General features: G+C 58.1%; 15 protein-coding genes and 2 tRNA genes. 4 read left to right on the top strand and 13 right to left on the bottom strand.

Annotated features, from left to right (window positions below; all coding sequences use genetic code 11):
• Position 1: 1 nt before the first annotated feature.
• From AC2TAD_RS10850 to hisF, 3 genes are all read right to left on the bottom strand, one after another.
• On the bottom strand, positions 2 to 568 hold the full coding sequence (locus AC2TAD_RS10850; RefSeq protein ID WP_480867650.1) for a hypothetical protein: 567 nt from the start codon (positions 566 to 568) through the stop codon (positions 2 to 4).
• A gap of 61 nt (positions 569 to 629) precedes the next feature.
• Positions 630 to 947, bottom strand: a complete 318-nt coding sequence (locus AC2TAD_RS10845; RefSeq protein ID WP_170352529.1) for a phosphoribosyl-ATP diphosphatase — start codon at positions 945 to 947, stop codon at positions 630 to 632.
• Positions 944 to 1,705 (bottom strand): imidazole glycerol phosphate synthase subunit HisF, encoded by a 762-nt coding sequence (gene hisF, locus AC2TAD_RS10840; protein ID WP_170756401.1) that lies wholly within the window; start codon positions 1,703 to 1,705, stop codon positions 944 to 946. The genes AC2TAD_RS10845 and hisF overlap by 4 nt, the downstream gene beginning before the upstream one ends.
• Positions 1,706 to 1,879: 174 nt before the next feature.
• Between hisF and AC2TAD_RS10835 the strand changes: the two genes are divergently transcribed.
• Positions 1,880 to 2,272, top strand: coding sequence for a DUF302 domain-containing protein (locus tag AC2TAD_RS10835; protein WP_170753524.1), 393 nt, complete (start codon positions 1,880 to 1,882; stop codon positions 2,270 to 2,272).
• Between the two features lie 106 nt (positions 2,273 to 2,378).
• Entirely contained in the window at positions 2,379 to 2,753 is a 375-nt protein-coding gene (locus AC2TAD_RS10830) for a hypothetical protein (protein WP_480867649.1), read from the top strand.
• Positions 2,754 to 2,769: 16 nt separating this feature from the next.
• Here AC2TAD_RS10830 and hisA read toward each other — a convergent pair whose 3' ends face one another.
• Positions 2,770 to 3,492 (bottom strand): 1-(5-phosphoribosyl)-5-[(5-phosphoribosylamino)methylideneamino]imidazole-4-carboxamide isomerase, encoded by a 723-nt coding sequence (hisA, locus tag AC2TAD_RS10825; protein WP_480867647.1) that lies wholly within the window; start codon positions 3,490 to 3,492, stop codon positions 2,770 to 2,772.
• A 134-nt stretch (positions 3,493 to 3,626) separates the two neighbouring features.
• Here hisA and AC2TAD_RS10820 point away from each other — a divergent pair, with 134 nt between their 5' ends.
• Positions 3,627 to 4,028 (top strand): DUF2147 domain-containing protein, encoded by a 402-nt coding sequence (locus tag AC2TAD_RS10820; protein ID WP_480867646.1) that lies wholly within the window; start codon positions 3,627 to 3,629, stop codon positions 4,026 to 4,028.
• A 4-nt stretch (positions 4,029 to 4,032) separates the two neighbouring features.
• Here the strand turns inward: AC2TAD_RS10820 and hisH are convergent, their stop codons facing one another.
• Both hisH and hisB read right to left on the bottom strand, forming a co-directional pair.
• Positions 4,033 to 4,671, bottom strand: coding sequence for an imidazole glycerol phosphate synthase subunit HisH (hisH, locus tag AC2TAD_RS10815; RefSeq protein WP_480867645.1), 639 nt, complete (start codon positions 4,669 to 4,671; stop codon positions 4,033 to 4,035).
• A complete protein-coding gene (gene hisB / locus AC2TAD_RS10810; protein ID WP_170352535.1) occupies positions 4,672 to 5,259 on the bottom strand; it encodes an imidazoleglycerol-phosphate dehydratase HisB in 588 nt (195 codons plus the stop codon).
• 156 nt (positions 5,260 to 5,415) lie between these two features.
• Here hisB and AC2TAD_RS10805 point away from each other — a divergent pair, with 156 nt between their 5' ends.
• Positions 5,416 to 5,655: an Lrp/AsnC family transcriptional regulator gene (locus tag AC2TAD_RS10805; protein ID WP_170753098.1), complete on the top strand. Its 240-nt coding sequence runs from the start codon at positions 5,416 to 5,418 to the stop codon at positions 5,653 to 5,655.
• Here the strand turns inward: AC2TAD_RS10805 and AC2TAD_RS10800 are convergent.
• The 7 genes from AC2TAD_RS10800 to AC2TAD_RS10770 all read right to left on the bottom strand — a co-directional run bounded on the left by AC2TAD_RS10800 (position 5,652) and on the right by AC2TAD_RS10770 (position 14,126).
• Positions 5,652 to 6,518: a GNAT family N-acetyltransferase gene (locus tag AC2TAD_RS10800; protein WP_170753097.1), complete on the bottom strand. Its 867-nt coding sequence runs from the start codon at positions 6,516 to 6,518 to the stop codon at positions 5,652 to 5,654. The genes AC2TAD_RS10805 and AC2TAD_RS10800 overlap by 4 nt on opposite strands.
• A gap of 97 nt (positions 6,519 to 6,615) precedes the next feature.
• Positions 6,616 to 6,690 (bottom strand) — tRNA-Gly (locus AC2TAD_RS10795).
• Positions 6,691 to 6,723: 33 nt separating this feature from the next.
• Positions 6,724 to 6,798 (bottom strand) — tRNA-Gly (locus AC2TAD_RS10790).
• 316 nt (positions 6,799 to 7,114) lie between these two features.
• Positions 7,115 to 7,498, bottom strand: coding sequence for an MAPEG family protein (locus AC2TAD_RS10785; protein WP_480867644.1), 384 nt, complete (start codon positions 7,496 to 7,498; stop codon positions 7,115 to 7,117).
• A gap of 78 nt (positions 7,499 to 7,576) precedes the next feature.
• Complete coding sequence (locus AC2TAD_RS10780; RefSeq protein ID WP_480867642.1) at positions 7,577 to 11,014, bottom strand: pyruvate carboxylase; 3,438 nt, start codon at positions 11,012 to 11,014, stop codon at positions 7,577 to 7,579.
• 124 nt (positions 11,015 to 11,138) lie between these two features.
• Entirely contained in the window at positions 11,139 to 12,296 is a 1,158-nt protein-coding gene (locus tag AC2TAD_RS10775) for an alpha-hydroxy acid oxidase (RefSeq protein WP_480867640.1), read from the bottom strand.
• Between the two features lie 39 nt (positions 12,297 to 12,335).
• Positions 12,336 to 14,126 carry a sensor domain-containing diguanylate cyclase gene (locus tag AC2TAD_RS10770; RefSeq protein WP_480867638.1) on the bottom strand — a complete coding sequence of 597 codons (1,791 nt, stop codon included), beginning with the start codon at positions 14,124 to 14,126 and terminating at the stop codon, positions 12,336 to 12,338.
• Between the last annotated feature and the right edge of the window lie 111 nt (positions 14,127 to 14,237).

Here is a 14,237-nt window from a genome sequence, read left to right as displayed (position 1 = left end):
GCTATTCGCCTGTATAGGCGAGGAGCTCGCCGTATTGTTCGATACGCCTTTGTGCCAACACAACCTCGCGCGGGACCCAGTCATATCGGGTGTCCTCGCTGAAGGGTGACCAAAAAAGAGTTCCGCCGTACCGCCAGGGGTCCAGAATGATTCCGTCCTGCATCCCATCCTCTGAACGACTGATAATCGCGGTGCTGTGGTCAATTCGCAGCGGGTTATCAGCATTGGCGATGGCCCGGTGCATCTTCAGGGTTTTGAAACCCTCTTGGTTCAGACGCTGCTCGATATCCTCGGCCCAGTGCCAGCACAGTCCGCGCGGCTTTAGGCCCTTGTTGACCTTGGCATTGTGGATCAGCGGGGGATCGGTGATCTGGTATTCCTGCGCAAGCTGCGCGGTATAGGCATAGGTGATACGTGCGGCGCGGTCGGCCTCGGATGGATCAATGCCAGGCCCCAGATTGCGGATTTCGGTGGCCAGACGTTGCACCTCGTCCCCGGTCTGGGGCGGAAGGCTGGCACAAGCAGTCAACGCCACAAGGGCCAATAGGGTGGCCAAGGTTTTGATCATCTGCGGGCCCTTTGATCCGTTCGGTGTTGAAACCCGATCATAAAGGCACGTCGGCGAAAGCCTAGCCCTTTGGCCTTGCAGCTTTTTCGGAGATGCCGCTGATACCTTGACGGCGGGCCAGTTCGGCCAACACATCATCCAGCGCCACATCGCGCGCGGCCAACATGACCAGCAGGTGATACAGCACATCCGCTGCCTCGGCTGTCAGCCCGGCTTTGTCGTTCTTGACCGCTTCGATGATGGCCTCGACGGCCTCTTCGCCGAATTTCTCGGCGCATTTCTCGGGGCCTTTGGACAACAGCTTGGCCGTCCAACTGCTGTCGGGGTCCGCCCCCTTGCGCGAGTCGATCGTGGCGGCCAGATCGTGCAGGATACTCATGTCAGCCTCATGGGGATGCCGGCGGCGGCCATATGCTCTTTGGCCTCGCGGATAGTGTATTCGCCGAAATGGAAGATCGAGGCCGCAAGAACCGCACTGGCCCCACCTTCGGTGACGCCTTCGACCAGATGATCCAGATTGCCGACCCCGCCCGAGGCGATCACCGGCACGTCCACAGCATCAGAAATGGCGCGGGTCAGCGGCAGGTTGAACCCCGCCTTGGTGCCGTCGCGATCCATTGATGTCAGCAGGATTTCACCCGCACCCTTGGCAACGACGGTTTTGGCGAACTCGACCGCGTCGATACCGGTGGGCTTGCGGCCGCCATGGGTGAAAATCTCCCACTTGCCGGGGCTGACGGTTTTGGCGTCAATGGCGCACACGATGCACTGACTGCCGAACTGATCGGCGGATTCGGCGATCACATCGGGGTTGGCCACGGCGGCCGAGTTGAAGCTGACCTTATCCGCCCCGGCCAATAGCAGGGCACGAACATCGTCCTTGGTGCGTACGCCGCCGCCAACGGTCAGGGGGACAAAGCACTGCTCGGCCGTGCGTTGAACCACGTCGAACATGGTACCGCGGTTTTCATGGGTGGCGTGAATGTCCAGAAAACAGATCTCATCCGCGCCAGCCTCATCATAGGCCTTGGCCGATTCCACCGGATCGCCCGCATCGCGCAGGCCAACAAAATTGACGCCCTTGACCACGCGGCCATCAGCGACGTCCAGGCAGGGAATGATGCGTGTTTTCAGCATGTCGAAGTCCTTTGTTGGCGCACCTCTAACGGCAAAGCCCCGCCGATGCCAGACTTGTGATTGTGATCTCCCGCGAAGCCGTGGAAATTAGGGATGAAATTCATGAAAAGGATTATCGAGATGCGACATCTTATTCTGGCTTCAATACTCACATTCGGAGGGGCACTGTCCGCCATGGCAGACGACATCATCAAAGTTGAGACAAATAAATCCGTGGCCGAGGCGCTGGACGCGCTTGAGGCTGCTGTCGGCAATGCAGGCGCAACCGTCTTTGCCCGTGTCGACCATGCCGCCGGCGCCGAGAAGGTGGGTACACCGATCCCGGCCAATCAGGTGCTGATCTTCGGCAACCCTGCACTTGGTACACCCGCCATGCAGATCGACCCGCGCGCCGGGCTGTTCCTGCCGCTGAAGGTTCAGGCTTATGAGGACGCCAACGGGCAGGTTTGGTTGGCCTATGAAGACCCGAAAGAGACCTTGGAGGATCTCAATGGTGTCTCTGATGCCCCAGTCATCGAAAAGATGCGCGGCGCACTGGCCAAACTGACTGCAGCGGCCGCGCAATAAGGTTCTGCCACGCCGGCGGGTGCGTGGCGATACCTCTCAAGTTTTGGGATGGCGGCGATTTGTGATAGAATTGCCGCATTTCAAAGCACATATTGGGAGGTTTTTTATGAAAATTGCCTTACAAACAATCAGCGCAGCAGTGATGTGTGTCGGGGTGTTTACCACCGGAGCGTTTGCGCAAGATTTCATGTCCAAGTCAGAACTTTTGGCAACCCTACCCGGGTCAACAGTCCGGTCTATTTCTAATCAGGATGACAAGACGCAGTGGGCACAGGCATACAGCACTGGTCGCAAAAAAGGTAAACTTGCCGGTAATTTCGGGGGAAACTCCTACGACGGCGAGTGGTATGTTGATGGCGATAAGTGGTGCGAAAAGACCGGAGACTGGACGGGTTGTTTTCAATTCATAAAAATCAGTGAAACGGAGCTGCAGCCATACAAAGATGGGCAGCCCCGGAAACACACATGGAAGCTGGAATAACCGCCGGTCGGCTTGATTACGCGCCGAGCGTGGCAAGCGCTTCTTTCAGATCAAGCGCCCCGTCGTACAGCGCACGGCCCGAAATGGCACCATTCAATTCCACGCCACAATCGCGCAGGGCGATCAGATCATCCAGCGAGCTCACTCCGCCCGACGCGATCACCGGAATGGACACGGCGCGGGCGAGGGCGGCTGTGGCTTCAATATTCGGGCCCTGCATCGCGCCGTCGCGGTTGATATCGGTGTAGATGATGGCCGCGACGCCCGCATCCTCGAAGCTGCGGGCAAGTTCGGTGACCTCGACATCGGTTTCCTCGGCCCAGCCTTTGGTGGCGACCATGCCGTTGCGGGCGTCGATACCCACGGCGACCTTGCCGGGAAACTCACGCGCGGCTTCGCGGACCAGATCGGGATTTTCGACCGCAACGGTACCAAGAATGACGCGGGCGAGCCCTTTGTCGATCCAGGTTTCGATTGTTGTCATATCGCGGATGCCTCCACCTAGCTGGGCGGGGACTTTGCATGCCGACAGGATCGCCTCGACCGGGGCGGCATTGACCGGCTCGCCGGCGAAGGCACCGTTCAGGTCGACCAGATGCAGCCACTCGCAGCCGGCTTCGACAAATGCTTTCGCCTGGGCGGCCGGGTCGTCATTGAACACAGTCGCCTTGTCCATTTCGCCACGCAACAGGCGCACGGCCTGGCCGTCTTTGAGGTCGATGGCGGGGTAGAGGATCATGATCGGCGGCCCTATATCAGTGTTACACGCGGGGGATATCGCACAAGCGGGGCAGGGGATGCAACGCGACGCGGGGTCATTCTTGCCCGACGACATAAGGCGCGACAAAGTGGCCTCATAAAAGGGAGAAGATCATGAAATCTACATTCATTGCAGCAGCGGCCTTTTCTGTTCTTTCTACGGCAGCGCTGGCAGACCCGGTCGACGGTCTTTGGAAAACCGAGCCCGGAGATGAAGGCAACTATCTGCACGTTTCGATCCAGCCCTGCGGCAGTGCCATCTGTGGAATCATCGATAGCGCGTTTGACGCCTCGGGCAATCAATCGTTGAACTATGAGAATTTGGGTAAACAGATGATCTGGGATATGCAGGCGCAAGGGGATGGCGCTTATGGTGGTGGCAAAATCTGGGCCCCGGACCGCGATAAGACCTACAGTTCAAAGATGCAACTGGACAGCCAGAACAAGCTGACCGTCAAAGGCTGTGCTGCGGGTGGTCTGATCTGCCGCGGCCAGACTTGGACCCGCGTTCAGTAAAGGATCAGGGCTTCCACGTCAGGAAGTTGCCGATCATGCGCAGCCCCACATCCTGGCTTTTCTCAGGGTGAAACTGCATTCCAACCATCGTGTCACGGCCAATCACGGCCGTGACGTCCCGCCCATAGTCCACATAGGCCAGACGCTGTGCTGGGTCCGCGACCCGCAAGTGGTAGGAGTGGACGAAATAGGTGTGATCGCCGGATTTTATCCCGTCAAACACTGGGTGATCGCTTTCCAGAACCAGATCGTTCCAGCCCATGTGCGGGACTTTCAGCGCGCTGTCTGACGGTTCAATCCGCACCACATCGCCCGCAACCCAGCCCAGACCATCAGTATCGGTGTATTCATGACCTGTAGAGGCCATCAGCTGCATCCCGACGCAGATGCCAAGAAACGGACGGCCTTTTTGCTCCACCGCCTCAACCATGGCGTCGTGGATGCCCTTATGGCCGCGCAGTTCGGCGGCGCAGGCCGGGAAAGCCCCGTCGCCAGGCAGAACCAGCCGGTCGGCGCGCGCGACAACATCTGCGTCCGCGGTCACGACGACCTCGCCCGCATCCAATTCCCGCGCCATCCGCTGAAACGCCTTTTCCGCCGAGTGCAGGTTGCCGCTTTCGTAGTCAATGATCGCTGTCAGCATCTACAGCGCGCCTTTCGTGGATGGAATCGCATCCGCCTTGCGCGGGTCGGTTTCGACCGCGAGTCGCAGGGCGCGGGCGACGGCCTTAAAGGCAGCTTCGGCAATGTGGTGGCTGTTGAAGCCGTGCAACTGGTCGATATGCAGGGTGATGCCGCCATGGGTGGACAGCGCCTGAAAGAACTCACGTACCAACTCGGTGTCGAACGTGCCGATCTTGTGCGTCGGCAGGTCCACGTTCCAGATCAGGAACGGACGGCCCGACAGGTCAAGCGCACAGCGCACCTGCGCGTCATCCATCGGCAAGTGGCATTCGCCATAGCGCCGGATGCCCTTCTTGTCGCCCAATGCCTGCGTCAGCGCCTGACCCAGCGCGATGCCGGTGTCTTCGACCGTGTGGTGGTCGTCGATGTGGTAATCGCCCTTGGCGCGGATCGTCATGTCGATCAGCGAATGACGCGCCAGCTGGTCCAGCATATGATCGAAGAACCCGACGCCGGTCTGGTTGTCATAGGTGCCGGTGCCGTCCAGATTGACCTCGACCGAGATTTCGGTTTCGGCGGTCTGACGGCTGATCTTTGCGCTGCGCATGGGCGAATTCCTTTTGCTACAGGCGCGCTTATAGACGGGGAAGGGCGCGCATATCCAGACCGCAAAGGCGCATTCGCCGTAAACTGTTGCAGGGGATTGCACCCTGGCGCGCCTCGTGCCAGCTTGCGACCAACACGAACCAATAAGGCCCGGCCCATGTCCACCTGCGTTTTCATCCAGATCCGCTGCAAACCCGGCACCACCTATAAGGTGGCCGAAGACATCGCCCTGCGCGAAATTCATTCCGAGCTTTATTCGACCAGTGGTGAATACGACCTGCTGCTAAAGCTCTATATTCCGGAAACTGAAGATGTGGGTCATTTCATCAACGAAAACTTGCTGGTGATTCCTGATATCGAAAGATCGCTGACCACGATGACGTTCAAGGCGTTCTAACCCAACTCAAACGTAGTTACCCCGAAAACCCGACTCAGGTCGATGTCCGGTTCATGATCGGAATACATGCGCGCTGTTTCGAACACTTTCTTTAACTCCAACTGCTGCGCCATCGCGATGGCGGCATCGTTGGGCTGGGGCATGTCGACAAAGACATCGTGATCGCGATGATCTACGGGAATAGCGGCGAGCAAACTGGCCAAAAGCGCCTGAGCAATTGCGGCGTCATCGGCAAAAAGCGGGCCGACTTTGTACCCCGTTTTGCAGGGGCGAAGGGTGGCATATCCTCTGATCTGACCATTTTCGGTGTAGACGCGTGAGATGTGGGAGTAGGCGCTTAGCCAGCTTTGCAAAAATGCGTCCCGCGCTGCCGGGAATAGCTGTCGGTCGTAGGCTTTAAGGGCGTCGGTGGCTGTCTTTATGGGCGCAACCCCATTGCCCAGAACTTGACCCAGTTTGGGCAAGACCTGTCGAACGGGGGCGCCGAAGCGGAAATTGTTGTAGGCAAAGGTGAACCCTGATTTCCGGTAATTATCCTGTTGCTCGACCACGCCATCCAGCCCCATGTTGCGGCCTTCACAATGGGCAAGTGCGTGTCTGGCTATCTCGAGACCGTGGCCGTGATGTCGAAATTCGGGCCGAACAATGTAAAAGCCAAGGAACGAAAAAGCGTCGTCATAGTTCACGGCCGAGACCGACGCGATCATCTCACCATCCAGAAAGCCGCCCAGAAATCCACTTGGGTCTGTTGGGCGAAAACACTGAGCGTCGTGCACGCCGGGGTTCCACCCTTCGCGGCCGGCCCAGTCAACGGCGTGTTGCAATTCATCGGCGGTCAGTGACCTGATACTATATCCTGACATGTTAAAATCCTGAAACTTGTAACGATAACACCTACAACGCCAACAGAATGGCGTAACAATCGGCAGGTGGCCAGAAAAGTTTCAAGAATTTGGTATCTGGAGCGGGCGAGGCGATTCGAACGCCCGACCCTAACCTTGGCAAGGTTATGCTCTACCCCTGAGCTACGCCCGCATCAGATACTATGTTGGTCCGAAGACCTCTCAATGGAGCGGGCGAGGCGATTCGAACGCCCGACCCTAACCTTGGCAAGGTTATGCTCTACCCCTGAGCTACGCCCGCGCCGTTGAGTGAGGAGGGATGTATAAATTCCCGCGCAGGGCTGCAAGCGGAAAAGCACAAAAAGGTGCAAAAATATTTCGACGGAAATGCGCTGCTGAAGTGTTCAAGACATAGAGCAACGCAAAACAACAAAGATGGAAACGAGGAAATGAAGCGGGTAGCAGACATAAAGACGGCTCTATTGGCCGGTTTGATCGTTTTAAGCTGTGCACTGAGTGTGCGGGACGAGGACAGGCTTGGAAAGGCCGAGCCTGACCTCGGGCAATTGCCTAGGGTTGAAACACGTGTTTTGACCGGCTGACCCGTGTTGCGGTGATCAAAAGGCCAATATCAGATTCGAGATAGCCGCCACCAGAAGGGCTGTAAACGTCAAAACCATACCGAGTTGGCGTAGGATAACGATCTGAGGCGTCTTACCGAATCCGTAGGCATGCAGCATGCGTCCGGACAGCAAACACAGCCCCAACAGATTGACCATCAGGCCGCTCGCCCCCTGAAGCTCGACCATGGCGATCAGCAGCAACCCAAACGGAGCATATTCTGCAAAGTTGGAATGGGTTCGTACCGCTTTAAGCATCTCGCCGTTGCCCGAGTCGCCATACGAGATCTTTTGGCTCCGGCGGGTACTAATGACCCAGCCGCTGAGAGCGACGTAGATGATCGCCAGCAGCGCAGCGTAGATAGGTGTGATAGACAGCATGTTTTCCCTCCCGTTTGCAAAGCGACGGGCCGCCCGGATGTCCGAGCGGCCCGAAGGTTGGGAATTAAACTAGATCGTTCACTCAAGTTCGACCAGTAGGTCCTTAGCGTCAATCTGGCCGCCGGGCTGCACGTGGATCGCCTTAACGGTCGCGTCACGCTCTGCGTGGATGCCAGTTTCCATCTTCATGGCTTCGATGGTCAGCAACAGGTCGCCTTCCTTCACCTCTTGTCCGGCAGTAACGGAAACGGTTGCGACGACGCCGGGCATTGGTGCGCCGATGTGGCTGGGGTTGCCGGTTTCAGCCTTGGGGCGCGTCTGTGTCGACGACGTGACAAGACGGTTCGGCACTCGAATTACACGCGGTTGGCCGTTGAGTTCAAAAAAGACCTTCACTTCACCTTTTTCGTCGGTCTCACCAATGGCCTGACACCGAATTTCCAACGTCTTGCCGGGGTCGATCTCGGCCGTGATTTCTTCGCCCGGTTCCATTCCATAGAAAAAGGTGCGCGTGGGCAGGGTGCGAACCGGACCATAGGTACGGTGGCGGCCCATATAGTCCAGGAAGACCTTGGGATACATCAGATACCCGTTCAGATCCTCGTCATCGACCTCTTTGCCTTCCAGTTGCTTCGACAGCTCGGCGCGGGTGGCTTCAAGATCGACGGCAGGTACATCCTTGCCGGGGCGGTCCGTGTTGGGGGCCTCGTCCTTGAGGACCTTGTGGATGATGGTGTCGGGGAACCCGCCCGGAGGTTGGCCCAGGTTGCCGCGCATCATGTCCACGACTGAATCAGGGAAGGCCACATCCGAATCCGGGCTTTCAACGTCAGCACGGGTCAGGCCCTGGCTGACCATCATTAGCGCCATGTCACCAACCACCTTGGACGATGGTGTCACCTTGACGATATCGCCGAACATCTGGTTCACGTCGGCATACATCTGAGCGACCTCATGCCAGCGTTCCTCCAGCCCCAAGCTGCGCGCCTGCGCCTTGAGGTTGGTGAACTGACCGCCGGGCATTTCGTGCAGATAAACCTCGGAGGCCGGAGCCTGCAGGCTGGACTCAAACGCCGCGTATTGGCCACGAACTGCTTCGAAGTAGTCACTGATCTCGCGGATGGCCTTGATGTCCAACCCGGTGTCACGATCCGTGTGGCGCAGCGCCTCGACCACGGTGCCCAGCGTCGCCTGAGAAGTGTTGCCCGAGAAGCTGTCCATCGCGCAATCCACCGCGTCCACGCCCGCCTCGGACGCGGCCAGAATGGTGGCGCTGGCGATGCCCGCGGTGTCGTGCGTGTGGAAGTGGATCGGCAGTCCGACCTCTTCCTTCAACGCGCGGATCAAGATCTTGGCCGAGGCCGGTTTCAGCAGACCCGCCATGTCTTTCAGGCCCAGAACATGCGCGCCCGCGTCGCGCAGCTCTTTCGCCATGCCGACATAGTATTTCAGGTCATATTTGGCGCGATCCGGGTCCAGAATATCACCGGTATAACAAACGGTGCCCTCACAGATTTTGCCGTTCTCAACCACCGCATCCATGGCAACGCGCATGTTCTCGACCCAGTTCAGCGAGTCGAACACGCGGAACACGTCGATATTCTGCGACGCCTGACGGACGAATTCCTGCACCACGTTGTCGGGGTAGTTGGTGTAGCCAACCCCGTTCGCGCCACGCAGCAGCATCTGGGTCATCAGGTTCGGCATCGCTTCGCGCAGGTCACGCAGACGCTGCCACGGGCATTCCTGCAAGAAGCGGTAGGCCACATCGAATGTCGCTCCGCCCCAGCATTCGACCGAGAACAACTGCGGCAGGTTGGCCGCGTAGGTCGGTGCCACCTTGATCATGTCGATTGAGCGCATCCGCGTGGCCAACAGCGACTGGTGCCCGTCGCGCATGGTGGTGTCGGTGATCAGCAACTGGCGCTGCGCCTTCATCCAGTCTGCGACCGCCTGCGGGCCTTTCTGTTCCAGCAGGTTGCGGGTGCCCATTTGGGGTTCCCCCTTCAACGCGGGGGGCTTGGCCTCTTTCAGGTCGGCGCGGGGTTCGGGACGGTCCTTGGTCTCGGGGTGCCCGTTCACGGTAATATCCGCGATATAGGTCAGAACTTTGGTGCCCCGGTCGCGGCGCCGCTTGAAGGCAAACAGGTCCGGCGTCGTGTCGATGAACTTGGTGGTGTATTCGTTCGACAGGAAGGTCGGGTGCTTCAGCAGGTTGATAACAAAGTCGATATTGGTGCTGACACCGCGAATACGGAACTCGCGCAGCGCCCGGTCCATCCGCGCAATCGCAGCCTCAGGCGTGGGCGCCTTGGCCGTGACCTTGGTCAGCAACGAGTCGTAATAACGCGTGATCACCCCGCCCGCATAGGCCGTGCCGCCATCCAGACGAATGCCCATTCCGGTGGCCGAGCGATAGGCGGTGATGCGGCCATAATCGGGGATAAAATTGTTCTGCGGATCTTCGGTCGTGATCCGCGTCTGCAGCGCGTGACCGTTCAGACGCACGTCGGACTGGCTGGCAGCGCCGGTTGCTTCGGCCAGAGTTTTACCCTCGGCGATCAGGATTTGCGCCTGCACGATGTCGATGCCCGTGACCTCTTCGGTGACGGTATGTTCGACCTGTACGCGGGGGTTCACTTCGATGAAGTAGAACTTGCCGGTTTCCATATCCATCAGGAATTCGACCGTGCCCGCGCATTCATAATTCACATGGGCGCAGATTTTGCGGCCGAGTTCACAGATTTCCGCGCGCTGTTCGTCAGACAGATACGGGGCAGGGGCGCGTTCCACGACCTTCTGGTTCCGGCGCTGAACCGAGCAGTCGCGTTCGTACAGGTGGTAAATCTCACCGTGCTTGTCGCCCAGAATCTGCACCTCGACATGGCGGGCACGGGTGATCATCTTTTCCAGATAGCCTTCTCCATTGCCAAAAGCGGCCTCGGCCTCGCGGCGGCCTTCCAGTACCTTTTCTTCCAGCTCTGCCTCGGATTCGATCGGGCGCATCCCGCGTCCGCCTCCGCCCCAGCTGGCCTTCAGCATCAGCGGGTAACCGATCTCGGCGGCCTCCGCGCGGATCGCGTCCATGTCATCGCCCAGAACCTCGGTTGCCGGAATGACCGGAACGCCAGCTGCAATCGCAACGCGGCGGGCGCTGGCCTTGTCGCCAAGGGCGCGCATGGTTTCAGCTTTCGGTCCGATGAAGGTTATGCCGTTCTGCACACAGGCATCCACGAAATCGGGGTTTTCCGACAGCAGGCCGTAACCCGGGTGGATCGCGTCTGCGCCGCATTCCTTGGCGACGCGGATGATTTCATCAATCGAAAGATATGCAGCCACCGGGCCCATGCCTTCGCCAATGCGATACGCCTCATCCGCCTTAAAACGGTGCAGGCCCAGCTTGTCCTCTTCGGCGAAGACAGCGACGGTGCGTTTGCCCATCTCATTGGCTGCGCGCATCACGCGAATGGCAATCTCGCCGCGGTTGGCGATCAGGATCTTGTTGAAGTCGGTCATTTGCGGTCCCGGTCTTTATGGTTTGGCCGTGTTCATAAGCGGACAATACGCGCACGTATATCAGTCGTTCTGGGTAGAACCGGCATGTTAACGCTCGCAAACGCCCTATGTTGGCGCTAACGTATTACACGTGCCGCGCCGCAGCATCAATCTGAGATATTGCAGGTGGCAAGTGATCTAGAGATTCTGCCCCCAGCTGACCCATATTCGCCAGCAGATCTTGCCGCAGAATGTCTATCGCATGGTCAGGGCCATCGACGCCTAGGGCTGCGAGAGCATACATGAACCCACGCCCAAGCATGACCAAATCTGCGCCCAGTGCTTTCGCGCGCAGAATATCCAGCCCCCCTTCGATGCCGCTATCGAGTATCAGTGGCAGATCTGTCGCGGCACGAATGGCTGGTAGCGCCTCGATACTTGCGGGGGCGGCGTCGAACTGTCGACCACCGTGATTGGATATCCACAAGGCGTCGACACCCGCCTGTTTCAGCGGTTCAGCATCCTCGGCACGCATAACCCCTTTAACTATGAAAGGACCATCCCACGCATCGCGCAGCCATCTGACATAGTCCATGTCCGGCGACGTGCGCAGTAGATACCCAACATGCGCTGTCGGAGGGAGATTGCTTGAATCGTCGGTGTACTTGTCCAATGTGCGCATCCGCGGTGGCCCGCTACGCGCCATGGCAAGGGCCCATGCAGGCCGTTGAATGATTTGTGCCAGCAAGCGGGGGGTCAGCCTGGGCGGGTTCGTAAGCCCCGAACGGATTTGTCTTTCCCGTCGAGACGCCACCGGCACGTCCGCAGTCATTACCAGCGTTGAGAATCCGGCAGCTTTGACCCGGTTGAGCAAATCCATGCGGATGTCTGGGTCCTTTGGGGGGTAGAGTTGAAACCACGCGTCATCCCCAATGTGGCCGTCCAGGTCTTCGGGGCTTTGGGTCGCAACGTTTGAGAGGGTAAAAGGCAGGCTTGCCGCCGCGCAGGCCCGCGCCAAAACCCCCTCGGCGTCGGGCCAGATCAAGCCCGCCATTCCGATCGGAGCTACACCAAACGGGAGCGGGTAACGTTTCCCCAAAAAATCGGTGCCGGTGTCACAAGATATCGTTCCGTGCAGGATTGAGGGCAAAAAGCCAATACGATCCAGGGCGGCGCGGTTTCGGTTCAGTGTTGCTTCGACTCCGGTACCGCTGTCCAGGTATTCCCACACGAAATGGGGGATTCTGGTTTTGGCCCGACGCTTCAGATCTTCGATGCTGGGATATCTGCTGTGCAAATCCATACGGATTGATCGTGGTTGGCGTCTGATTCGGCAAGAAATTTAGGACTTTGCGCTAATTTTGGCGATGGAAGGTGTTGTAACGCCAGTCTGATCCCCGCGCCCAGAGCTCGGATCAATCTTTCCGGCAACCTGAACCTGATTGCGGCCTTTGTCCTTGGCCTCATACAGCGCATCATCCGCCGAGCGCATAAGATCCTGCGGCATGGTTCCATGCGCCGGGTAATTGGCGACACCCACAGAAATCGTTATGCGGGGTAGCGATTTTTCACCGTACCGCACGGTAATACCTTCAACCGCCTGGCGCAGCTGTTCAGCGCGGGTCATGGCATCTTCCTGAGTATTGTCGGGCAGGATCAGCATGAACTCTTCCCCACCGATCCTGCAGGCGATCTCATCCCGGTCACACTCTTGTTCCATTGCCGATCCAACAGCGCGCAAAACCATATCTCCGGCGTCGTGCCCATGAGTGTCGTTGAACTTTTTGAAGTGATCCACGTCCACAGCAATCAGGCTGAGCGGAGCGCCTGTTTGCTGGCTGCGGCTAATGGACTTGCGCAACGTCTCGGTCATGTGCCGCCGGTTGAACAAGCCGGTCAGCGGGTCCCGCACTGACTGGTCATGCAACTGGTCGCGCATCCGAACGTTGGCGATTGCCATGCTGATTTGCTCTGCACATAGCTGCGCCAGTTTGCGGCTTTTGTGAAAGCACTTGTCGCGACCTTCCAGCGCCCGCAGATGCAGCAGACCAACCGTTTCGCCGTGGGCCAGAATCGGGAAGCAGAAGTAAGGACGGCCATCATGGGGCTCGGCATGTTCACATACAAAGTCAATCTCGGACGCACCGAATTCATAGGTTCGCCCCCGACGCAGGCCCCAGCATCCTTCGGGGTGGATGTGAGACTTATGCGTGCCACCATTCCAACTGGCACACCCATCCAGCACATCGCGTGAGTTCGAGTATACATACACACTGCCCTCTGCCTCGGGCAGGATGTGGGTCATGAAACGCGAGACCATGTCGAACAGCTCGTCCAGAGACCGGCTGGATTGCAGCCATTCATTCAACTCGCCCAGCAAACGGACTTCTCGGGCCAAACGCAATTGTTCGTCCATAAGCTCACGTTCCTTGGCTGCGCGCCCGCGAAGGCTTTGAACCTGACGGCGGTTAGAGCGGAACACGACCAATGTCACGACACTGAACGCAAGAAGGGCAACAGTGCTGAGAATAAACAGAGACAACCGCACGCGATCGATGAACAGGTTCCTGACATCCGTAATGTCCGAATAGAACTCAATCGCGCCCAGAAAACGACCGTCTCGAATGATCGGAGTGTAGATTTCCGCAACGTGGCGTGTTTGCGGGCCCGAGGCGTGAATAGCGTCGCCATCGAAATCCTCGACCTCGGATAAAGGTTTTTCTTCGTGTTTATAGTAGATATTGCCCTGTTTGATTACGGTGTCAAAGTACGGTTTGGAGTTCACTGACCCTAGGTCGGAGGACCGTGAAGACCAGAAGACGCGATCATCTGCGTTGAACAGTTTGAAACGATAGATGTCGGATGTTGCGGGCAAAAGCTCAAGAAACTCCTGATCATGGCCGCCGACGAATCCTGTTTGGAACGTGGCTTGAACATCCTTCAGGTGCGATGTCACTTGTTTGCCGAGCTGCGTGGCTTCTTTTCTCAGGTCCGCTTCAAGCATACGGTCCACGACCGGAGCAGGCACCGCGTATATTCCCCAGCCAGAAAACGCGGTCAGGGACAAAAGCGTCAGCACAATGGCCGCCAATTTCAGCCGATATGACCAGCCTGGTTTAAGTTTTTGTTCCATGATCGCGCTCCCACAGCTTTGAATTCACTATCGAGTGCGCTTTTTTGAGCAAAGGTTAACGCGGGCCGGCAAAATGCACAGCTGTTGAATAGAATTGCTTATAGTTCAAAC

Source organism: Ruegeria sp. HKCCD7628 (genome assembly GCF_057221005.1).
Note: the sequence above shows the minus strand (reverse complement) of the source record. Positions and strands in the feature narration are given on the sequence as shown.